Origin of the sequence: Pseudomonas cichorii (assembly GCF_019719005.1) — a bacterium.
Classification (GTDB): Bacteria; Pseudomonadota; Gammaproteobacteria; order Pseudomonadales; family Pseudomonadaceae; genus Aquipseudomonas; species Aquipseudomonas cichorii_E.
Genome location: NZ_JAIGPJ010000007.1, coordinates 25,538 through 46,048 on the forward strand (window position 1 = coordinate 25,538; position 20,511 = coordinate 46,048).

A 20,511-nucleotide genomic window follows, 5' to 3' on the forward strand; every position below is an offset into this window, starting at 1 on the left:
CGCACACCGGGTAAAAACAGACAGTAGATGGGAAATATTTTTATTCTGTTTTGTGAGCCGTACTGATTCAAAGCCTGAAGGAATGAATTCGCTCATGCACGGGGCTCGAAGGGTAGAATCAGCACCTGAAACACTTTCTTGAGGTCAGCACGTTGGATTTACAGCAGGGCTTTATCCTGAGCCGACACTGGCGTGATACGCCAGCCGGGACTGAAGTCGACTTCTGGCTGGCCACCGATCATGGCCCCAGACATATCCGCCTGCCTTGCCAGCCTTCCGTCGCTTTTGTGCCCGCCGAGCAGGGCGAGCTAGCAAGGGAATTGCTGCGCAGTGAGCGTGGTGTAGAGCTGCGTCCGCTGGCGCTCTGTGATTTTCGTCATCGCCCGGTGCTGGGTGTCTATTGCCAGCAGCATCGGCAGTTGATGAACATCGAGAAACTGTTGCGCAAGGGCAATGTGGATGTCTATGAAGGCGATATCCGCCCCCCTGAACGCTATCTGATGGAGCGTTTCATTACCGCGCCGGTGCTGTTCGGCGGTACGCCCGATGCGCAGGGTGTACTGTGCAATGCCCAGATCAAGCCTGACCCCGATTATCGACCACAGCTGAAACTGGTTTCGCTGGATATTGAAACCACCTCCCGTGGCGAGTTGTATTCGATTGCCCTGGAAGGCTGCGGTCAGCGTCAGGTCTACATGCTGGGACCTGCCAACGGCGGCAATGAAACACTGGATTTCCAGCTCGAATATTGCGACACCCGCGCACAGTTGCTGGAAAGACTGAACCAGTGGCTGGCCCTGCATGACCCGGATGCAATCATCGGCTGGAATGTGGTGCAGTTCGACCTGCGAGTCCTGCATGAGCATGCCAGGCGCTTGCAGGTCCCCTTGATATTGGGGCGCGATAACCAGCCCATGGGCTGGCGCGAGCATGGCAACCGTGACAACCATTACTTTGCCGATATCAGCGGGCGTCTGGTGATCGACGGTATCGAAGCCTTGCGCTCGGCAACGTGGAGTTTCCCTTCGTTCAGCCTTGAAAACGTATCGCAGACCCTGCTGGGCGAAGGCAAGGCCATTGATACGCCGTATCAGCGCATGGACGAAATCAACCGCATGTTCGCCGAGGACAAGCCGGCGCTGGCCCGCTACAACATCAAGGACTGCGAACTGGTCACGCGGATCTTCGCCAAGACCGAATTACTGACTTTCCTGCTGGAGCGTGCAACGGTTACGGGGCTGCCTGCCGATCGCAGCGGAGGTTCGGTTGCCGCTTTCTGTCATCTGTATATTCCGCTGATGCATCGTCAGGGCTTTGTCGCGCCCAATCTCGGCGAGCGCCTGCCGGAAGCCAGCCCCGGCGGCTTTGTCATGGACTCCCAGCCCGGCCTGTATGAGTCCGTGCTGGTGCTGGACTACAAGAGTCTGTACCCCTCGATTATCCGCTCATTCCTGATCGATCCTGTTGGTTTGATCGAAGGCATGCGCCAGCCCGATGACGAGCATTCCGTGCCGGGCTTTCGCGGCGCACGCTTTTCCCGCACCCGGCATAGCCTGCCGTCCATTGTCGAGCGGGTCTGGCAAGGCCGCGAAACCGCCAAGCGCGAACATAATGCGCCGTTGTCCCAGGCGTTGAAGATCATCATGAACGCCTTCTATGGCGTGTTGGGTTCCAGCGGTTGCCGCTTTTTCGACCCCCGTCTGGCGTCGTCGATCACCATGCGTGGCCACGAAATCATGCTCAAGACCCGTGAGCTGATCCAGGCTCAGGGCTACACCGTGATTTACGGCGATACCGATTCAACCTTTGTCTGGCTGGGGCGTGCCCATGAGCAGGAAGAGGCGACGGACATTGGCCGGGCGCTGGTCAAACACGTCAACCAGTGGTGGCGTGAGCATCTGCAAAATGAATACGGCCTGCACAGTGCCCTTGAGCTGCAATATGAAACGCATTTCCGCCGCTTTCTGATGCCGACCATCCGGGGCGCAGAAGAGGGCAGCAAGAAGCGTTATGCCGGGTTGGTAACACGCGCCGACGGCAGCGAGGAAATGGTCTACAAAGGGCTGGAAACCGTACGCACCGACTGGTCGCCACTGGCGCAGCAGTTTCAGCAAGAGCTGTACCTGCGGATCTTCAAGCGCCAGCCTTATCAGGATTATGTGCGCGAGTATGTGCGCCGCACTCTGGCAGGCGAGCTGGATGACTTGCTGATCTATCGCAAGCGGCTGCGGCGCAAGCTTGACGACTACCAGCGTAACGTCCCGCCCCATGTGCGGGCGGCGCGTCTGGCCGATGAGTACAACGACCGCCAGGGCCGACCGCGCCAGTATCAGAACGGTGGCTGGATCAGCTATGTGATAACCATTGCCGGGCCGGAGCCTCTGGAGATTCGCACCGCGCCCATCGACTACGACCACTACATCACCAAACAGCTACAACCCTTGGCTGATGCCATCCTGCCGTTTGTGCTGTCGCGCACTATCGACTTGCAGAGCCTGGATCAGCTCAGCTTTGACTTCTGATCACGGCTGGTTCATTCCGGGATTTCAATGCGGATTGCACGGGTTCCGATTTCTGAACCGTTCACCGTATCAATTGCAACGGGCTCGATATCGATGCCTGTCTCGGCATCCAGAAAGCGCGTCAGATTGCCTTCGCCGCGATGCTTCTTGCCCCAGGCTCCGATCATGAACAGCACCGGCAAGTAATCACGCCCAGCCTCGGTCAAGACATATTCTTCCCGTGGCGGACGCTCCGAATACAGGCGTTTCTCCAGCAGTTTTTCGTCCGTCAGGGTCGCAAGACGTTTGGTGAGCATGGTCGGGGCAATCCCCAGGCTCTTCTTGAACTGCTCGAAGCGCGTCAGGCCAGCATTGGCATCACGCAGGATCAGCATGCTCCAGGCATCGCCTATGCAAGCGAGGCTTCGTGCGATGGGGCAGGTGATATCGGTAGAGTTTTTTGAGTTCATATCATTTCAGTATTGACTCGGTACTGAAACGATACTAGCATTTCTTCCGTACCGAGTCCATCCGCAAAGGGACTGGAGGGGGCGAAGCAATATCGCCCGCGTTGATCGCACCGGTTCCCGGTGCGCGTATTACCCACTGCTGAATCGCAACGTGCTGCGAGCGGCCAAGTCACGCCTTGCCTTTGGAAAATACAAATGAACAAGACAGTTTTGATTACAGGCGCATCATCAGGTTTTGGACTGTTGCTCGCCAGACAGCTTCATCAACAAGGTTTCAATGTAATCGGCACCAGCCGCGAACCGCACAAGCATGCAGGCCAGGTTCCGTTCAAACTCTTGCGGCTCGATATCGATGACGATAACTCGATAAGGTCTTTTGTGGCAGAGTTGTTCCAACATACCCAACAACTGGATGTGCTGGTCAATAACGCCGGTTATATGGTCACAGGCATTGCAGAAGAAACCCCCGTCGAGCTGGGGCGGCGGCAACTGGAAACCAACTTCTGGGGCACTGTAAAAGTGACCAATGCCCTGCTGCCATATTTCAGGGCGCAGAAGCATGGCAAGATCATCACTGTCAGTTCCATTGTCGGTTTGATCGGGCCGCCTAATCTGTCCTATTACACCGCGTCAAAACATGCCGTACAGGGTTACTTCAAATCCCTGCGTTTCGAGCTGGATCAATTCAATATCAAAGTCAGCATGGTTGAGCCTGTCTGGTTCAAGACAAACCTGGGCCGCAATGCCGTCGCCGCTGAAGGCACCTACATCCCGGACTACAACGCATACCGCAAGCAGGTACGGGCTGCGACGCAGAAGGGTATCGACGATGCTGAGGCTCCCGATGCAGTTGTCAAAACCATTACCCGCCTGATTCATGCCAAAGAGCCAAAGTTCAGTAACCCGGTGGGCAAGATGACCCGCATGATTCTTTTCCTGCAAAGCTATTTGCCCAAGATGTTTGAAGGCTCGATCCTGAAAAGTGTGAAAACAGCTTGAACGGCATTGCCAAAGTCTACGAATGAGAGGCAAGGATGCTTCGCCTTTGAGTATTTCAGATTTTTCATCTTTTCAAGAGGGCATCCGAACATGAAGTATTACTTGTGCAAGTTTATTCCTCCGCGTGCAGATTTTCTGGCAACCATGACTGCCGATGAGCAGCAATGGATGAAACAGCATGGTGAGTATCTGAATGCGCTGCTTGAAGATAATGTGATTGTTGCGCACGGACCGGTCATCGATGAAAACGGTGGTTATGGTGTGTCGCTTTATCAGATTGCCGATGATCAGGATATTGCAGCGTTTACTGCCGAAGACCCTATTGTAAAGAACGGGGTCGGCCATTATGAGCATTACACCATGCTGCATTTGAAAGCCCGTTGATCACAAGTGCTCTACCAGCACGGGCAACACCTGCTCACACGGCACCTCGATCTTCATGTCCAGCAAGTCGTCTGCACGGGTCTTGCCCTGATTGATGGCTATGACGGGCTTGCCTTGCTCGACCATCGCCTTGCACAAGCGAAAGGCTGACCAGGCCATCAGTGAAGTGCCGACCACCAGCAGCCCTTGGGCCTGCTCGACACTTGTGGTGGCCTTGGCGGCAGTTTCGGCTGCGACGTTTTCGCCAAAGAACACCACATCCGGTTTCAGTCGCTGGCCGTCGCAATGCGGGCAATGGGGCACTTGAAAGTCTGTCTCGAAAGACGAGTCCAGCAGGGTATCGCCATCAGGTGCCTGTATGGCGTCGACGCCTGAGAGATAGGGGTTCTGCGCGAGCATGATCTCCTGAATCGCAGCCCGGTCACTGCGTTGATGGCAGTCCAGGCAATACACGCGATGCAGGCTGCCATGCAACTCGATCACGCCATGGCTTCCTGCCTGATCGTGAAGAGCATCGACGTTCTGAGTGATAAGCCCGCTGATATGTCCGCTGTCCTGCAAGCTGGCCAATGCCCGGTGCGCGGCATTAGGCTTGGCCTGGCGGATTCGCGGCCAACCCAGCATCGCCCGCGCCCAGTAACGCTGGCGTGCGCTGTGGGCCTTGAGGAATTCCTGATACATCATCGGCTGCTTGCCACGCCGCACGCCGTCCTTGTCGCGATAGTCAGGAATGCCCGACGCGGTGCTGATACCTGCACCTGTCAGGACCAGGAACGGCTTGTCGGTCAGGGCCTGAAGCAGATCGTGGATTTGGTTGTCCAGCATCATCGCACCTCTAACGGAGGATTCAGGTCGAGGTTAACACCAATCGTTTACCGGCCAATCTTTTTACCAGGCCTGGCTCCAATATCGCTGGCCTGACCATCCTTTTGCTTGCCGGTTCTGGCCTGGGTAATGAGCGCCGGGATCAATGGCCCTTCGGGCAGGGTTTTCCAGAAGCGGGAAGGCATATGGCCTTGCATGACCTTTGGGTTCAGGCGTGCGGGGTTGAAGATGTGGCTGTAATAGGTCAGCCACAGATCGCCATGGGGATCGTCTACCTGACGGGCCATTTTTTGCCATACTTCGGGGCAACGCCGTTCGTGGATCAGTTGCGTGCCATCGTAATAAACCCCGTCCTGTGGGGTGGCGATCATCCAGCGATGCTGGCCCATGCGCCCGATGAAGTGCTGGCTGGCGCTTTGCAGAATGTCGTGGGCCGGTTCGTGCCATGCGACGTATTCAGGTTGCAGCAGTTCAGGTGTTTCACTTGAGGCGGGAAGCGCCACAAAACGCAGGAAGGCATGCAGGTGATGGGCTTCGCGGCCGATGGTCTTGAGGCGTCGATGCAGCTCACTGCCCAGTCTGTCGCCTGCCAGCATGGCGGTGCGGTCGCCATGGCTGACCCGCCAGAGCACTTCATACAACAGGCTCCAGCGTTGATCGCCCCGATAGCAGGCGGCGCTTTGCAGCAGTTTCAGCAACTCCAGCGGCACCCGCGCCTGAAAAGGCCCGTGTTCCTGCGGGACGTCTTCGTCGCTGGAGAACAGGTCGGCATCGTCGACTGCCTTCCAGCTCACCCGGCTGGGATCGATTTCATGGCTTAACAGCCAGCGGGCCTGCTGGCGCCAGGTGTCGAACAGGTCATCGCAATCCAGGCAGATCATCCCCAGAGCCCCAGTTGCTGAGGTTGTGGCCTGTCACGCAATTGATAATGCAATTGCTCGCTGCTGCTCTCGGCCTGGGATGGATGATAGTCGCTGGTGATGATGAACGGCTTGGCCTTGGCCAGTACGCAACGCAGACGGGTCAGGTCTTCGTAGCGAATGCGCCGTTGCCTGCGCAGTTCGACCAGCCGCTGGGTGGTACGGATGCCGATGCCGGGAATGCGGGCGATCAAGGCCGGTTCGGCATTGTTCAGGTCCAGCGGGAAAACCGACCGGTTATTCAAGGCCCAGGCCAGCTTGGGGTCGATGTCCAGCGCCAGATCGCCCGGTCCGCTCAGCAGTTCGTTGGCCGTAAAGCCATAGCCGCGCAACAGGAAGTCCGCCTGATACAGGCGATGCTCGCGCAGCAGGGGCGGAGCGGCCAGTGGTACGCTGTTCGGGCTGTTGGGGATCGGGCTGAACGCCGAGTAATAGACCCGGCGCAACTTGAAGTTGCTGTAGAGCGACTGGGCGCTGTGCAAAATGGTGCTGTCATCGGTGGCGTCGGCACCGACGATCATCTGGGTACTTTGCCCGGCGGGCGCAAAACGCGGGGCGCGGGGTTCGTTGAGTACGGTCTGCTCGCCGGTATGGATGGTCTTCATGGCCTGCTTGATGGACGTGACGTCCTTTTCCGGTGCCAGGGTTTGCAGGCTGGCATCGGTGGGTAGCTCGATATTCACGCTCAAGCGGTCGGCATAGCGACCGGCCTGTTCAATCAGCGCCGGGTCGGCATCCGGGATGGTCTTGAGATGGATGTAGCCGCGAAATTCGTGTTTTTCCCGCAGCAGCCGGGCGACCTGTATCAGTTGCTCCATGGTGTAGTCGGCGGAGCGGATGATGCCGGAACTCAGGAACAACCCGCTGACGCAGTTGCGTCGATAGAAATCCAGGGTCAGGGTAACGACTTCTTCCGGGTTGAAGCGGGCGCGAGGCACATCGCTTGAACGACGGTTGACGCAGTACTGGCAGTCATACAGGCAGAAGTTGGTCAGCAGGATTTTCAGCAGCGAGACGCAGCGGCCATCGGGCGTGAAGCTGTGGCAAATGCCCATGCCGGTGGTCGAGCCAAGCCCGGTCTTGCCTTGTGAACTGCGCTTGGGCGCGCCACTGCTGGCGCACGACGCATCGTATTTGGCAGCGTCTGCCAGAATGCTGAGCTTGTCGATGAGCTGCATGAAAAATACCGATACTGTTTTTATATACAGTATCCGGTTAAGTTGCTTACGACAAGCTCCGAATTTACTTACAACCCTTGGCTGGCCCGTATCAATTCATAGGCTTTGCGGGCCAGCGGGTTGACGGTATTGGGCCTGATCCACAGGTGATAGGTCACGTCGGGCAGGCGCGGCAGGCCATCGTTTTCACCCAGTACGCGCATGTCCGGCCCGAGCATTTCCATGCTGCGCGGCGTGACTCCAAGGCCCGCGCGGGTAGCGGCCTTGATGCCGATCAGGTTGGACGCCAGATACGCCTGCCGCCATGGAATATTGGCCGCTTCCAGAGCTTGCAGGGCATAGCGCCGATAGATGCTCGGCTCATCCACCAGAATCAGCGGCAGCGGTTCGTCCGGCACATGGATGTATTGCGCCGAGCAGATCCACCACACCGGCGAAGTACGCAAGGCAAAGCCTTCCAGGGTCGGGTCTTCACGGGTGGAGATCACCATGTCCACCTTGCCGCGATGCAGGTCCTCCATCAGGAACGGGCTGCGGCCTACGTCGATTTCAAGGCGCAGGCGCGGAGCCGAGCGGGCGATATGGCTCAGCAGTGGCGGCAGGATGGTGTCGGCGATGTCATGGGGCGAGCCGATGCGCAGTACGCCGCTCAGGCTGCTTTCACGCAACGAGTTCAAGGCATCGTCATTGAGGGACAGCATCTGCCGGGCATGGCGCAGCAGCTGTCGGCCAGGCTCGGTCAGTTGCTTCTGGCGGCCTTGCTTCTGGAACAGGCTGACACCCACTTGCTGTTCCAGGCGCTGCATGTGCTGAGTGACCGAAGACTGGGTGCGCGACAACTGCACGCCGGCTTCGGCAAAGCTGTGATGGTCGACCACCGCGACAAAGGTGCGCAGCAGTTCCAGGTCGAGGGTCGAGGTCGGGTTGGATGGATCGGGCATGGTGATCTGCGCTGAATTCATATCAGGGGTTCAGGCAAATACATTACGTAATTTTATGTCTGGCGTGGTGGTTTTTCTGATGGTTTTTATTTGGGTCAACAAATAAGGGGTTTCTGTTGGCGGCGGAGCAGGGTGCGCATAGAAAGTTATAACCATATTTGATATTTGAATTTCCGTTAACAGGCAACGATCCGTAATGTCCCGGCATCAGTTCGGGGAACTCCGATCATCTGCCTGGGGAATTTACATGCCGACTCGCTCATCCGTTTCACGTTTCTTCCCGGCCATGCTGGGGCTGTTTGCCGGTCTGGCTGTCAGTGGCGCAGCCATGGCCGATGCAACCCTGGACAAGATCCAGGAGCGTCATCGCCTAGTGGTGGGTGTGTTGTTGTCTGGCGGGCCTTTCGGTTCCATCGACCCGGCGACCCAGAAACCCAAGGGCGCGAACGTGGACCTGGCTGAAGACCTGGGACGTCGCCTGGGCGTCGAGGTTGAGTTGGTGTCGGTACTGACCGCCAACCGCGTGCAATTCCTGCAACAAGGCAAGGTTGATCTGCTGATCGCCAACATGGAGTGGACCCCGGAACGTGGCCAGATCCTCGGTTCGGTACCGACGCCTTTCTATAAGGTCGGCGGCACTGCCGTGGTACTCAAGGACAGCAAGATTACCCGCTGGGAAGACCTAAAGGGCCAGCCGGTCTGCACCTCCCAGGGCAGCAGCTATATCAAGCCGCTGACCGAGTTCGGCGCAGAGCTGAAAGCCTTCAAGAGCTCCGCCGAATCCCTGCTGGCGTTGCGTGGCAATAACTGCGTTGCGGCCGTGCACGACGCCACGCTGATCAATCCTCTGCTGGCCAGCAACGAAGAGTGGAAGGGCTATCGCGCCATTCTCCCGGAACTGAACCCGGCACCTTCGGTGATCTGGACCCGCCTTGGCGAAACCGACACTCAGGCGCGCCTGGACAGCATCGTCAAGGACTGGCATCGCACCGGCTGGCTGATCGAAGTCGAAAAACGCCACAACATCACGCCTGCTTCCCCGGCACTGGTGGAGCTGCATGAGCAGTTCAAGGCCAAGGGTGCCTGATCTTTCTCCTATTTCCCTGCCGACGCTCATAGCGTCGGCCATTCAAGGAAGGCTCCCATGAGCAGATTTTTTACAGCCAAGACGTTGACCGCGCTGGGGCTGGTGCTGTGCGCCGGGCTGGCCAGTGCCGACGCGACCCTGGACAAGATTCAGGAACGCCACAAGATCAGCATCGGTGTGATCCTCAGTGGTCCTCCGTTCGGCACCATCGATCCCAAGACGGGCGAACATCTGGGCTACAACGTCGAGTTGTCCAGGGAAATCGCCAAGCGCCTGAACGTGGAACTGGAAACCGTCTCGGTGCTGGCTCCCAATCGCGTGCAGTTCTTGCAGCAAGGCAAGGTCGATCTGTTGATCGCCAACATGCAACTGACTGAAGAGCGTGCGCAGATTCTCGATTACGTGCCCACGCCTTACGAGGAAGTCGGCGGCGCGGCGCTGATCCGCAAGGGCGCAGGCATCAGCAAATGGGAAGACCTCAAGGACAAGCCGGTGTGCGTGTCTCAAGGCAGCAATTTCATCAAACCGTTGCAGGAAGTCTACGGCGCGCAGATCAAGGCGTTCCGCAGTCAGTCCGAATCGCTGCTGTCGCTACGAGGCAATGGCTGTGTAGCCGCGGTGCATGTGAGCCCGACCATGCACACCCTGCTTGGCGAACCGGAATGGTCCGGTTTCGAGATTCCCCTGGTCACGGATCTGATTCCGTCCAAATCGGTGATCTGGGTGCGCAAGGGCGAGAGGGACATTCAGGCTCGTTTGGACGCCATTGTTCGTGACTGGCATCGCAGCGGCTGGCTGATCGAACTGGGTAACCGCACCGGCATGGCGCCTTCCCAGGCCTTGCATGATCTGCATGAGCAGTATCGCAACGCCGCGCCGCTGGCTGCCACACCATGAGTGAAGGGCTGTTCCAGGCATTGCAGCAACTGCTGGGCGAGCATCATGTGCAGACTGGCGAACAGGCCAGTGAGCGCCTGACCGACAAGCAGGGCCGCTATGTCGGGCAAGTGGCTGCGGTGGTGCGCCCGGCGGATACCGGACAGGTCGCCGCAGTGGTGCGCTTGTGTGCCGCCCATGCTGCACCGGTGGTGGTGCAGGGCGGTAACACCGGCCTGATGGGCGCTGCAACGCCGGATGCCAGCGGCAAGGCGGTTCTGTTGCTGCTGGAACGCATGAATCGCGTGCGTGAGATCGATACCGACAACGACACCCTCACCGTCGAGGCCGGTTGCATCCTGCAAAACCTGCAAGACATCGCGCGCAAGGCCGACCGCCTGTTCCCGCTGAGCCTGGGTGCGCAAGGCAGTTGCACCATCGGTGGCAATCTGGGCACCAATGCCGGTGGCAACGCCGTGCTGCGTTATGGCAATACCCGCGAACTGACGCTGGGGCTGGAAGTGGTCACGGCCCAGGGCGAAATCTGGGAAGGGCTGCGCGGCCTGCGCAAGGACAATACCGGTTATGACTTGCGGGACCTGTTCATCGGCAGCGAAGGTACGTTGGGCATTATCACCGCCGCGACCTTGAAATTGTTCCCGCTGCCCAAGGCGCAACTCACGGCATTTCTGGCGTTTGAGTCGCTGGCTCAGGCTGTGCGTTTCCTGTCCCACGCCCGTGCCGGATTCGGGGCAAGCCTGACGGCTTTCGAGCTGCTTTCGGCCGATTGCCTCACCCTGCTGCACGAGCAGTTTCCCCAGGGGCCACAACCCTTTGGCGGTTCCGCTTACCCCTGGTTCGCCTTGCTGGAACTGTCCGACAACCACAGTGAAAACCATGCGCGGCAGAATTTTGAAGAAGTGCTGAGCGATGCATTTGAAGTCGACCTGCTGGCCGATGCCCTGATTGCCGAAAGTCTGGCCCAGAGTCAGGCGCTGTGGCAGTTGCGCGAAAACATGAGTGATGCCCAGCGGCGTGCCGGACGCAACATGAAGCACGATATCTCGGTGCCGATTTCCCGTGTCGTTGAATTCGTGGCCCACACCGATGCCTTGTTGCAAGAGCACTTTCCCGGTGTACGCAATTTCACCTTTGGCCACCTGGGCGACGGCAACCTGCATTACAACGTCGCACACCCGCTGGACTCCACTGTCGAGGCGCATATGGCCCGTTACGCCGAACTGAGCGAATGGGTTCACGACAGTGCCCACGCCCATGGCGGCTCGATCAGCGCCGAACACGGCATCGGCCAGCGCAAGCTGGACATGCTGTCCCGTTACAAAAGCCCCGTGGAACTGGATTTGATGCGCCGCATCAAGCTGGCACTGGACCCGAACAACCTGCTCAATCCGGGCAAGGTACTGGAGGCCCGAGCATGAGCATCGGCTTGTCAAAGCGCGTACAGCGCGTCTCGCTGTCGGCCAACGCCGCCGCCAAATCCCGGGCTACTGCCTTGCGCGATGCCGGGGTGGATATTCTCGACCTGACCACCGGCGAGCCGGATTTCGACACCCCGGAACACATCAAGCAGGCCGCCTTCAAGGCCATTGCCGCTGGCGCGACCAAATACACGCCGACCCCCGGTGTGCGGGCCTTGCGCGAAGCGGTGCAGGGCAAGTTGCAGCGCGAAAACGCTTTGGACTACCCGCTGGCTTCCATCGTGATCGCCAACGGTGCCAAGCAGATCATTTTCAATGCCTTCGCCGCGACCCTGGATGACGGCGACGAAGTCCTGGTGCCAGTGCCGTACTGGCCGTCATTTCCGGACAGCGTGCGCTTCAATGGCGGCGAGCCGGTGTTCATCGAGTGCGGCCTGGAGCAGGGCTGCAAGCTGACACCCGGGCAACTGGAGCGTCATATCGGCGAGCGCACCCGCTGGCTGATTCTCAATGGGCCGGGCAACCCAAGCGGTGCGGTGTATAGCGAAGCAGAGCTGTTGGCGCTGGCTGAGGTGTTGCGTCGTCATCCGCAGGTGCTGGTGTTGCTGGACGAGTTATACGAACACATTCGTTTCGACGGACAACCGGCCCAGAGCCTGCTCAATGTCGCGCCGGACTTGCAGCCGCGCTGCCTGCTGGTGGGCGGCGTGTCCAAGACTTACGCCATGACCGGCTGGCGCGTCGGTTTCGGTGCCGGGCCGCAAGAACTCACCACGGCCATGACGGTTGTGCAATCGCAATCGACCTCCGGCGCGTCATCGGTAGGGCAGGCCGCAGCGCTGGCTGCGTTCGAGGGCGGGCTGTCGTTTCTGCCGGAGCAGGTTGCGGCGTATCACCAGCGCCGGGACTTGCTGGTTGAAACCCTGAGTGCCGTCGATGGCCTTGAAGTGCTGGTGCCGCAGGGCGGCTTCTTTGTCTTTGTGCGTTGCGCCGGGCTGCTGGGTCGCTATCGACCGGACGGCCTGCAACTGGAAAACGATGCCGATGTGGTCGCCTGGCTGCTGGAGTCCGGTGTGGCGGGTGTCGCGGGCAGTGCTTATGGTTTGTCGCCGTGGTTTCGCCTGTCGATTGCCACGGCCACGGAAACCGTGATCGAAGCCGGGCAGCGGATTGCCCGTGCTTGCCGGCAGTTGAGCGCGGGAGACATTTCATGAATCACTGGCTGGAATCTTTCGTGCAGTGGACGGCCGGGTTTGGCCTGAACTACGCCTTTCTGCTGGATGCCTATCAGCGTGGCACGATGGTGGACGGAGCGCTGACCACCTTGCTGCTGTGCCTGCTGACCATCATTGGCAGTTTGCTGGTGGGTGTCGCGCTGGCCGCCATGCTCACCTCGGGCAAGCCCTGGCTGCGTTCGCCTGCCAGGGTATTTATCGAAGTCACCCGCAACACGCCGACACTGGTGCAGCTGTATTGCGCCTTTCTGGTGTTGAACATGCTGCTGACCCAGGCCATCGGCACGGCCAACCCGCTGACGCCTTTTGCCTGGGTGGTGATTGTGATTTCCCTGCACAAGGGGGCTTTCCATGCCGAAGCCTTGAGGGCCGGTATCGAAGCGGTGCCTTCCGTGACTCTGGAAGCCGCCAGCTCTCTGGCCTTCAACAGCCGCCAGTTGCTGTGGAATGTGCAGTTGCCACTGGCCGTGCGTTTTGCCCTGCCGTCGCTGATCAATAACCTGATCGATCTGGTGAAGATGACTGCTGTCGCTTCGGCCATCGCGGTGGGGGATATCACTTATGCGGCGATCATGATCTGGACCCAGAGCGATAACGTGCTGGAACTGATGATCCTGATTCTGAGCTTCTTCGGCTTGCTCAGTTTTATCGTCAATTGTGCAGGGCGTGCCCTGGAATCACGCCTGAGGATGCCTGGCTATGGCCATTGATTCATCGGTTGTCACGCCTGTCGCGTGGCCGCGTCGCCATTTTCTGGCACTGACACTGGTTGCTCTGGCGGTCGCCTGGCTGATTTTCGGTGCGCCGAACAGCCCGGTGTTCCTGGCATTGATGCAGTGGTCGCCAGCGCTGGCGGTGGGGTTTGGTCAGAACATCCTGATCAGTCTGGTCGCCATTGGTCTGGGCACAGTGTTCGGATTACTGGTCGGGGCGCTGGGCATGTCGCCTTTCTGGCTGCTGCGCCTGCCTGCGCGGATCTGGATACAGATCTTTCGCAATGCGCCCTGGCTGGTGCTGATCTATTTCACCACTTATGTGTTCCCGTTCGAGATCAAGATCGGCAGCACTTATATCTCGTTTCCCGACTGGGTGAAGGTCACCATCGGCCTGGCATTGCCAGCCAGCGCCAATGTCGCGGAAATCTTCCGTGGCGCCGTGGCGTCGATCCCCAGCACCCAATGGGAAGCTGCACGTTCGCTGGCGTTCACCCGCGGGCAGATTTTCACCTCGATCATCCTGCCGCAGTGCTTCAAACGCATGCTGCCGCCGTGGATGAATCTGTATGCGGTCATCACCATGGGCACGGCACTGGCTTCGCTGGTGGGTGTGCATGACGTGATCGACACCGCGCAGATTGCCAGCAACACCGTCAACCAGACCGGTTTCACCGTGATCATCTATTGCAGCCTGCTGGTGCTGTTCTTTGCCTATTGCTACCCGATTTCCCGTCTGACCCAACGCCTGGAGCGACGTTATGCCTTCTATTGATTCTGGCGCCGAGCCTCTGGTCAGCCTGCGCGACCTGCACCTGTCATTTGGCAGCAACCTGGTGCTCAAGGGCATTGATCTGGATGTGCAGCGCGGCCAGGCGGTATCGATCATCGGCCCGTCCGGTTCGGGCAAGTCGACCATTCTGCGCTGCATCACCGGGTTGTTGCAGACCCAGCGCGGCACCATTCGTGTGGGTAATACCGAGGTTCATGGCCTGACCCGCGAAGCCGAACGAATCGAACTGCGCAAGCGCGTGGGTTTTGTGTTCCAGCAGTACAACCTGTTCCCGCATCTGTCGGTGCTGGAAAACCTGGTGATCGCCCCGCGCAAGGTGCTGGGGATCGAGCGCGCCGAAGCCGAGAAGCAGGCGCGGGCCTTGTTGGCCAAGGTGCGTATGGAGCACAAGGCCGATGCTTATCCTGGGCAATTGTCCGGTGGCCAGCAACAGCGGGTGGCGATTGCCCGCGCCCTGACCATGCGCCCGGAACTGATCCTGTTCGACGAAGTGACCTCGGCCCTGGACCCGGAAACCGTCGGTGAAGTGCTGACCGTGATCCGCGAACTGACCGAAGAGGGCATGACCTGTGTGCTGGTGACCCATGAAATGCGCTTCGCCGAAGAAATCAGCGACGTAGTGTATTTCACCGAGAACGGCCTGATCGTCGAGCACGGCAGCGCCGAGCAGATATTCCAGCGCCCGAACAGCGAGCGAACCCGTGAGTTCCTGCGCCACGCCCTGGGTGATTCCGGACGTCGTCCGCCGGTGTCCGCCGACCCATTTGCCCTGAGCAATATCAGCCGTTACAGCCTGTCCGTATAACTAAAATTGAACACCACCGGGAGCTACCTGATGAGCAACGCAAACCGAACCCAAGTGATTGAAAGCTTTCTGCAGCAGATCCGCGAGATCAACCAGCGCGGCGTAGATCGCGAGGCATTGAAGGAAATCATCGCGCTGCTGGAAGACTTGGCCAAGCGCCATGACCTGTTCAACTTTGCCGCGTTTCCTTCACCGGTGCCGGGGCAGGGCGAGACTGCTTTCCGCTATCGCCTGAACGACGATGGCGAGACCCCGACCCTGTACATGAACTCGCTGCTGCCGGGCAAAAGCACCTTGCCTCACAACCATGAAACCTGGGCGGTGATCGTTGCCGTGCAAGGCCAGGAGATCAACTACGTCTGGGCGCGTACCGACGATGGCAGCGACCCGGCGTTCGCTCGTCTGGAGCTGGAAAAGGAAGTCATCGTCCAGCCAGGCACACCCATCGGTTTCCTGGGCGAAGACCTGCATGGCATCAAGGTCACGGGCGAAGAGCCGACCTTGCACTTCCACCTGTATGGCCGCCCGCTGGAATCGCTCAATGGGCGTTTCGGTGTCAACGAAGAAGGCCGCGTCCTGAACTACAACGCCTCGCAGATGGCACCGTCGATTCAGGCCTATTGATTGCCGGCACAGGTTTCCCCTTTCACTTTTATGAGCCACCCCATGAGCCAGACCACCACCGCGGCCCAACTACAACAATGGCTGTTCGACGGGCAGGAAATTGCCTTGTTCGACCTGCGCGAACATGGCCAGTACGGCGAAGCCCATCTGTTCCATGGCGTCACGCTGCCCTATAGCCGACTGGAGCTGGATATTCGCCGTCTGGCTCCCAACCCCGGCGTGCGGCTGGTGATCTACGACCAGAATGGCGGCGATATCGCTTCGCGGGCTGCTTTGCGGCTGGAAGCGCTGGGCTATCGCAATGTGCATGTTCTTGAAGGGGGCGCCGATGGCTGGCAGGCCGCAGGTCTGCAACTGTTCGCAGGCGTGCATGTGCCGTCCAAGGCGTTTGGGGAACTGGTGGAAGAGGCGCGCCATACGCCGCATATCAGCGCCACCGAACTGGCCCGGCGTCAGGCGCAGGGCGAGTCGCTGGTGGTGCTGGACGGCAGGCCGTTCGACGAATACCGCAAGATGACCATTCCCGGCTCCGTGTGCTGCCCTAATGGCGAATTGGGTTATCGGCTGCCGGAACTGGTCAGCCACGACCACACGCCGATCATCGTCAACTGCGCCGGACGTACACGCAGCATTATCGGCGCGCAGACGCTGATCGACCTGGGAGTCAAGAACCCGGTCTATGCCCTGGAAAACGGAACACAGGGCTGGTATCTGGCCGATCTGCAACTGGAACACGGCAGCACCCGACGCTACCCGGATGCTGTATCGCCCGAGTCGCTGGCCCGGCAACGCGATGCTGCCCAAGCGCTAGCCGAGCGGGCAGGGGTAAAGACGGTCAGCGCCGAGCAGGTTAAAGGCTGGGCCGCTGATAGCAAACGCAGCCTGTTCCTGTGCGATGTACGAACCGCCGAGGAATTTGCGGCAGGCACATTGGCTGGCGCGCAACATACACCGGGCGGTCAGTTGATTCAGGCGACGGATTTATATGTCGGCGTGCGTCAGGCGCGGCTGGTGCTGGTGGACGACGAAGGCATTCGCGCCCCGATTGTCGCCAGCTGGCTCAGGCAACTGGGGCACGATGCCTATGTACTGGCTGATGGTGTGAACAGTGGTTTGTCGCTGCCTGTCGCGGGCGAGGATGTTCAGCCGAACCTGCCGGGTATCAGCGTGCAACTGCTCGCCGACGCCTTGAAAGACAATGCCGTAGCGCTTATCGATCTGCGTCCGAGCACAAGCTTTCGCAAAGGCCATATTGAAGGTTCGCGCTGGTCGATTCGTCCGCTGCTGGCGGCTGCCGTCGCTGATGAGTCTCGGCCTCTGGTGCTGATTGCCGATGATCCTGCCCTGGCGCAACTGGCGGTAGAAGAACTGCCACAGGCGCAGCGTCAGCAGGTGCGTGTGCTGGACGGCGGGATCAAGGCCTGGCAAACCGCCGGGCTGCCGTTGCGCGAAGACAGCGCCAGCCTGGCGGACGAGCAGTGCATCGACTTTCTGTTCTTCACCCATGACCGTCATTCCGGCAACAAGGACGCTGCCCGCCAGTATCTGGCTTGGGAAATCGGTCTGTTGGGCCAGATGACCGAGCAGGAAATCGCCAGCCTCAAGCCTTTATCCGCAAAAAAGCCTGAGCGCCCGTCACAGAACACCTTGGTCAAGACCCGGCTGATCCATGCCGCGCGTACGGCCAAGGGCAGTGGCGTGCGCGGGGTGAATGTACCGGTTTCGCGCATGAGTACGGTGCTGTTCGACAGCCTCGGGCAGATGCGCGATATCCGCAAGCGTCGCGATACCGAGCGCCTGTTGAGCTATGGTGCGCGGGGTAATCCGACGGGTTTTGCGCTGGAAGACCTGGTGACAGAACTGGAGGGCGGCTATCGCACTCGCTTGTTCAGCACCGGCCTTGCGGCAGTGGCTCAGACGTTCCTGGCCTATCTGCGCCCCGGCGATCATGTGCTGATAACCGATGCCGTGTATTCGCCGGTAAGGCGTGTGGCGCGGGATTTTCTTGAGCCATTCGGCATTCAGGTCAGCTATTTCAGGGCTGACGGGCAAGGGCTGGAAGCGCAGTTGCAGGCCAATACCCGCATGGTCTACACCGAAGTGCCGGGCTCGTTGCTCTACGAACTCTGTGACTTGCCGGCCATTGCCGCGCTGTGCAAACCACGGAATATTCTGCTGGCGGTGGACAACACCTGGGGCTCGGCCTACCTCTATCGGCCACTGGAGCTGGGTGCGGACATTTCCATCATGGCCCTGACCAAGTACCTGTGCGGTCATAGCGATGTGGTGATGGGCAGCGTCTGCACCCGTGAAGAAGTCTGGCAGCCGCTGGGAAGAATGAGCGACACCTTCGGCAATGCGGTCAGCCCCGATGACGCCTATCTGGTCCTGCGCGGTGCCCGCACCCTGGCCTCACGCATGGAAACCCACGAACGCCAGGCCCTTGAAGTCGCCCACTGGCTGAACGAACAACCGCAAGTCCGTCGGGTTTTCCATCCAGCCTTGCCGGACCACCCCGGCCACGCCCTGTGGAAGCGCGACTTCACCGGCAGCAACGGCTTGCTGTCCTTCGAGTTCGAGTCTTCGGACCCCGGCCAGCTGGAGCGTTTTATCGGTGCCTTGCAACTGTTCGGGCTCGGCGCTTCATGGGGCGGTTACGAAAGCCTGATCACCGTGGCCACTGTCAGCGATCGCGACAATGAGGCCGACAAGTTGCTCAACCCGGTGCTGCGCCTGCATATCGGGCTGGAGGATGTGGGGGAGTTGATAGAAGATTTGCAAAAGGGGTTTGAGGGGGGATGAGAGCTGCAAGTTTCAAGCTGTAAGCCTCAAGTTAAAAGCCGCAAGTCAAAAGCTTGCAGCTTGCAGCTTGCAGCTTGCAGCTTGCAGCCCACCTAAACGTTATTTCATAACAAAATCACGAATGGCCGTGTAATACTGTAACAAACCGTTGCAGGCTACCCCACTCGTGAAAGCTCCCCGCGTTCCCTCTGTTGCAGGTTCCGTTCTGGCTCAATCGGCCTTGAAGCGGATCCTGCTGGCTCTCGGCATTTTGTTGCTGTTATGGCTGGCCATCGCCTGGTCGGTGGCCATTCCATGAGTGCGGCCATTGCTCTGGACAATCTGACCGTCGCCTACGAACGTCGTCCGGCGGTGCATCACATCAGTGGTCGTTTCGAGGCGGGCAGCCTGACTGCCATCGTCGGTCCCAATGGCGCGGGCAAGTCCACGCTGATCAAGACCATTGCCGGGACCATGAAACCAGCGGCGGGACGTGTGGATCGTGGCCGGTTGGCGACCCGCACCTTGGGTTATCTGCCACAGGCGGCGGAGATCGATCGCAGTTTTCCCTTGAGCGTGGCCGATACCGTGGCCATGGGCGCGTGGCACAGCATCGGCCCGTTTCGCGGCCTGACTCGCAATCACGCCCGACTCACTCAGGATGCGCTGAAAACCGTGGGGCTTGAGGGCTTTGAGGCGCGCAGCATCGGCTCTCTGTCATCCGGGCAGTTTCAGCGAGTACTGTTCGCACGGCTGTTATTGCAGGACGCCTCGGTGATTTTGCTGGATGAACCCTTCACGGCCATCGATGCTCGCACCACCCGCGATCTGCTGGAGCTGGTTCGGGTCTGGCATGGTCAGGGGCGTACGGTCATCGCGGTGCTGCATGACATCGATCAGGTCCGTCAGCACTTTCCGCAAACCCTGTTGATGGCCCGGGAAACCATTGCCTGGGGAGCGACAGCCGACGTATTGAGCGATGCCAATCTGCGCCGTGCCCGCAATATGGCCGAGTTCTGGAGTGCCGATGCCCAGGTCTGCGACAGCGAGGGTGAGCGCTCATGATGCTCTATGCCACGCTGGTCGAGCCTTTTGTGGAATTCGGTTTCATGCGCCGGGCCTTGGTGGCCTGTCTCGCGTTGGGCGTCGGCTCGGGACCTGTAGGCGTATTGCTGATGCTGCGGCGCATGAGTCTGGTGGGCGATGCCATGAGCCATGCGGTGCTGCCAGGCGCAGCCCTTGGCTTTATGGTGGCAGGCCTGTCGCTGCCGGCCATGGGCATTGGCGGCTTGATCGCCGGGCTGGCGGTGGCCTTGCTGTCGGGGCTGGTCAGCCGCCTGACTGCCTTGCGCGAAGACGCCAGCTTCGCCAGTTTCTACCTGACGTCACTGGCCGCCGGGGTATTGATCGTCTCCATGCACGGCTCCAGTGTCGATCTGCTGCATGTGCTGTTCGGCACCATCCTGGCCATCGATAACAGCGCCATCTATATGGTCGGCGGCATTGCGTCATTCACCCTTATCCTGCTGGCCGTGATCTATCGCCCGCTGGTGCTTGAATGTTTCGATCCGGGATTCCTGCGCGCCGTTGGCGGCATGGGCTCGCTGTACCACGTGCTGTTTCTGCTGCTGGTCGTGCTGAACCTGGTGGCGGGCTTTCAGGCCCTCGGGACCCTGATGGCGGTGGGCATGATGATGCTGCCGGCCACGGCGGCGCGGTTCTGGGCAACGTCATTGAGTGCCCTGATGCTGATCTCGACGGTATTGGCCACCGTTTCGGGGCTGATCGGCCTGATCGTGTCCTATCACCTGGGTGTGGCGTCCGGGCCGGCCATCGTCCTGACCGCCAGTGTCTTTTATGGTTTTTCCCTGCTGTTCGGTCGCACGGGCATCTTGCGTCGGCTGTTTCCCAAACCTCACCTGGCCAACTGAAAAGGGCAT

General features: G+C 59.6%; 20 protein-coding genes. 15 read left to right on the plus strand and 5 right to left on the minus strand.

Annotation, left to right across the window (positions count from 1 at the left end):
* Positions 1–152 precede the first annotated feature (152 nt).
* Positions 153–2,522: a DNA polymerase II gene (locus K5D32_RS07840; RefSeq protein ID WP_221599706.1), complete on the plus strand. Its 2,370-nt coding sequence runs from the start codon at positions 153–155 to the stop codon at positions 2,520–2,522.
* A gap of 11 nt (positions 2,523–2,533) precedes the next feature.
* On the opposite strand, the gene K5D32_RS07845 is transcribed toward K5D32_RS07840, so the two are convergent.
* Positions 2,534–2,971 carry a helix-turn-helix domain-containing protein gene (locus tag K5D32_RS07845; protein WP_221594078.1) on the minus strand — a complete coding sequence of 146 codons (438 nt, stop codon included), beginning with the start codon at positions 2,969–2,971 and terminating at the stop codon, positions 2,534–2,536.
* Between the two features lie 195 nt (positions 2,972–3,166).
* Between K5D32_RS07845 and K5D32_RS07850 the strand changes: the two genes are divergently transcribed.
* Positions 3,167–3,970, plus strand: a complete 804-nt coding sequence (locus K5D32_RS07850) for an SDR family NAD(P)-dependent oxidoreductase (protein ID WP_221599708.1) — start codon at positions 3,167–3,169, stop codon at positions 3,968–3,970.
* A gap of 90 nt (positions 3,971–4,060) precedes the next feature.
* Entirely contained in the window at positions 4,061–4,354 is a 294-nt protein-coding gene (locus tag K5D32_RS07855) for a YciI family protein (protein ID WP_221599709.1), read from the plus strand.
* Here the strand turns inward: K5D32_RS07855 and K5D32_RS07860 are convergent, their stop codons facing one another.
* The 4 genes from K5D32_RS07860 to K5D32_RS07875 all read right to left on the minus strand — a co-directional run bounded on the left by K5D32_RS07860 (position 4,355) and on the right by K5D32_RS07875 (position 8,218).
* Positions 4,355–5,179 (minus strand): NAD-dependent protein deacetylase, encoded by an 825-nt coding sequence (locus tag K5D32_RS07860; RefSeq protein WP_221599711.1) that lies wholly within the window; start codon positions 5,177–5,179, stop codon positions 4,355–4,357. It abuts the gene before it with no gap.
* Between the two features lie 47 nt (positions 5,180–5,226).
* Positions 5,227–6,060 (minus strand): TIGR03915 family putative DNA repair protein, encoded by an 834-nt coding sequence (locus K5D32_RS07865; RefSeq protein WP_221599713.1) that lies wholly within the window; start codon positions 6,058–6,060, stop codon positions 5,227–5,229.
* A complete protein-coding gene (locus K5D32_RS07870; protein ID WP_221594075.1) occupies positions 6,057–7,277 on the minus strand; it encodes a putative DNA modification/repair radical SAM protein in 1,221 nt (406 codons plus the stop codon). Before K5D32_RS07870 ends, K5D32_RS07865 begins: the two co-directional genes overlap by 4 nt.
* Positions 7,278–7,345: 68 nt before the next feature.
* Positions 7,346–8,218: a LysR substrate-binding domain-containing protein gene (locus K5D32_RS07875; RefSeq protein ID WP_221599841.1), complete on the minus strand. Its 873-nt coding sequence runs from the start codon at positions 8,216–8,218 to the stop codon at positions 7,346–7,348.
* A 247-nt stretch (positions 8,219–8,465) separates the two neighbouring features.
* On the opposite strand from K5D32_RS07875, the gene K5D32_RS07880 reads away from it, so the two are divergent.
* The 12 genes from K5D32_RS07880 to K5D32_RS07930 all read left to right on the plus strand — a co-directional run bounded on the left by K5D32_RS07880 (position 8,466) and on the right by K5D32_RS07930 (position 20,502).
* Positions 8,466–9,305: a transporter substrate-binding domain-containing protein gene (locus tag K5D32_RS07880; RefSeq protein ID WP_374107896.1), complete on the plus strand. Its 840-nt coding sequence runs from the start codon at positions 8,466–8,468 to the stop codon at positions 9,303–9,305.
* A gap of 57 nt (positions 9,306–9,362) precedes the next feature.
* Positions 9,363–10,202 (plus strand): transporter substrate-binding domain-containing protein, encoded by an 840-nt coding sequence (locus tag K5D32_RS07885; protein ID WP_221599715.1) that lies wholly within the window; start codon positions 9,363–9,365, stop codon positions 10,200–10,202.
* Complete coding sequence (locus K5D32_RS07890) at positions 10,199–11,620, plus strand: FAD-binding oxidoreductase (protein WP_221599717.1); 1,422 nt, start codon at positions 10,199–10,201, stop codon at positions 11,618–11,620. The genes K5D32_RS07885 and K5D32_RS07890 overlap by 4 nt, the downstream gene beginning before the upstream one ends.
* On the plus strand, positions 11,617–12,834 hold the full coding sequence (locus K5D32_RS07895; RefSeq protein ID WP_221599720.1) for an aminotransferase class I/II-fold pyridoxal phosphate-dependent enzyme: 1,218 nt from the start codon (positions 11,617–11,619) through the stop codon (positions 12,832–12,834). The genes K5D32_RS07890 and K5D32_RS07895 overlap by 4 nt, the downstream gene beginning before the upstream one ends.
* A complete protein-coding gene (locus K5D32_RS07900) occupies positions 12,831–13,565 on the plus strand; it encodes an amino acid ABC transporter permease (protein ID WP_221577632.1) in 735 nt (244 codons plus the stop codon). The genes K5D32_RS07895 and K5D32_RS07900 overlap by 4 nt, the downstream gene beginning before the upstream one ends.
* Positions 13,555–14,343, plus strand: a complete 789-nt coding sequence (locus tag K5D32_RS07905) for an amino acid ABC transporter permease (protein ID WP_221599722.1) — start codon at positions 13,555–13,557, stop codon at positions 14,341–14,343. The genes K5D32_RS07900 and K5D32_RS07905 overlap by 11 nt, the downstream gene beginning before the upstream one ends.
* Positions 14,330–15,166, plus strand: coding sequence for an amino acid ABC transporter ATP-binding protein (locus K5D32_RS07910; RefSeq protein ID WP_221599724.1), 837 nt, complete (start codon positions 14,330–14,332; stop codon positions 15,164–15,166). Before K5D32_RS07905 ends, K5D32_RS07910 begins: the two co-directional genes overlap by 14 nt.
* 30 nt (positions 15,167–15,196) lie before the next feature.
* The gene (locus K5D32_RS07915; protein WP_221577629.1) at positions 15,197–15,790 is read left to right on the plus strand and encodes a cysteine dioxygenase family protein; all 594 of its coding nucleotides are present in this window, start codon (positions 15,197–15,199) and stop codon (positions 15,788–15,790) included.
* Positions 15,791–15,832: 42 nt separating this feature from the next.
* Complete coding sequence (gene metC, locus K5D32_RS07920) at positions 15,833–18,592, plus strand: cystathionine beta-lyase (RefSeq protein WP_221599726.1); 2,760 nt, start codon at positions 15,833–15,835, stop codon at positions 18,590–18,592.
* Positions 18,593–18,758: 166 nt separating this feature from the next.
* Positions 18,759–18,890, plus strand: coding sequence for a hypothetical protein (locus K5D32_RS25915; protein WP_260407305.1), 132 nt, complete (start codon positions 18,759–18,761; stop codon positions 18,888–18,890).
* On the plus strand, positions 18,887–19,636 hold the full coding sequence (gene aztA, locus K5D32_RS07925; RefSeq protein WP_221594068.1) for a zinc ABC transporter ATP-binding protein AztA: 750 nt from the start codon (positions 18,887–18,889) through the stop codon (positions 19,634–19,636). The genes K5D32_RS25915 and aztA overlap by 4 nt, the downstream gene beginning before the upstream one ends.
* Entirely contained in the window at positions 19,633–20,502 is an 870-nt protein-coding gene (locus tag K5D32_RS07930; protein WP_221577626.1) for a metal ABC transporter permease, read from the plus strand. The genes aztA and K5D32_RS07930 overlap by 4 nt, the downstream gene beginning before the upstream one ends.
* Positions 20,503–20,511: the final 9 nt, after the last annotated feature.

Excerpts from the sequence above, each read along its gene's own strand:
- K5D32_RS07845 (WP_221594078.1), bottom strand. The coding sequence starts at position 2,971 with ATGAACTCAAAAAACTCTACCGATATCACCTGCCCCATCGCACGAAGC.
- K5D32_RS07855 (WP_221599709.1), top strand. The coding sequence starts at position 4,061 with ATGAAGTATTACTTGTGCAAGTTTATTCCTCCGCGTGCAGATTTTCTG.
- K5D32_RS07930 (WP_221577626.1), top strand. The coding sequence starts at position 19,633 with ATGATGCTCTATGCCACGCTGGTCGAGCCTTTTGTGGAATTCGGTTTC.
- K5D32_RS07905 (WP_221599722.1), top strand. The coding sequence starts at position 13,555 with ATGGCCATTGATTCATCGGTTGTCACGCCTGTCGCGTGGCCGCGTCGC.
- aztA (WP_221594068.1), top strand. The coding sequence starts at position 18,887 with ATGAGTGCGGCCATTGCTCTGGACAATCTGACCGTCGCCTACGAACGT.
- K5D32_RS07900 (WP_221577632.1), top strand. The coding sequence starts at position 12,831 with ATGAATCACTGGCTGGAATCTTTCGTGCAGTGGACGGCCGGGTTTGGC.
- K5D32_RS07850 (WP_221599708.1), top strand. The coding sequence starts at position 3,167 with ATGAACAAGACAGTTTTGATTACAGGCGCATCATCAGGTTTTGGACTG.
- K5D32_RS07915 (WP_221577629.1), top strand. The coding sequence starts at position 15,197 with ATGAGCAACGCAAACCGAACCCAAGTGATTGAAAGCTTTCTGCAGCAG.
- metC (WP_221599726.1), top strand. The coding sequence starts at position 15,833 with ATGAGCCAGACCACCACCGCGGCCCAACTACAACAATGGCTGTTCGAC.
- K5D32_RS07875 (WP_221599841.1), bottom strand. The coding sequence starts at position 8,218 with ATGCCCGATCCATCCAACCCGACCTCGACCCTCGACCTGGAACTGCTG.
- K5D32_RS07880 (WP_374107896.1), top strand. The coding sequence starts at position 8,466 with ATGCCGACTCGCTCATCCGTTTCACGTTTCTTCCCGGCCATGCTGGGG.
- K5D32_RS07885 (WP_221599715.1), top strand. The coding sequence starts at position 9,363 with ATGAGCAGATTTTTTACAGCCAAGACGTTGACCGCGCTGGGGCTGGTG.
- K5D32_RS07865 (WP_221599713.1), bottom strand. The coding sequence starts at position 6,060 with ATGATCTGCCTGGATTGCGATGACCTGTTCGACACCTGGCGCCAGCAG.
- K5D32_RS07870 (WP_221594075.1), bottom strand. The coding sequence starts at position 7,277 with ATGCAGCTCATCGACAAGCTCAGCATTCTGGCAGACGCTGCCAAATAC.
- K5D32_RS07890 (WP_221599717.1), top strand. The coding sequence starts at position 10,199 with ATGAGTGAAGGGCTGTTCCAGGCATTGCAGCAACTGCTGGGCGAGCAT.
- K5D32_RS07860 (WP_221599711.1), bottom strand. The coding sequence starts at position 5,179 with ATGCTGGACAACCAAATCCACGATCTGCTTCAGGCCCTGACCGACAAG.
- K5D32_RS07895 (WP_221599720.1), top strand. The coding sequence starts at position 11,617 with ATGAGCATCGGCTTGTCAAAGCGCGTACAGCGCGTCTCGCTGTCGGCC.
- K5D32_RS07910 (WP_221599724.1), top strand. The coding sequence starts at position 14,330 with ATGCCTTCTATTGATTCTGGCGCCGAGCCTCTGGTCAGCCTGCGCGAC.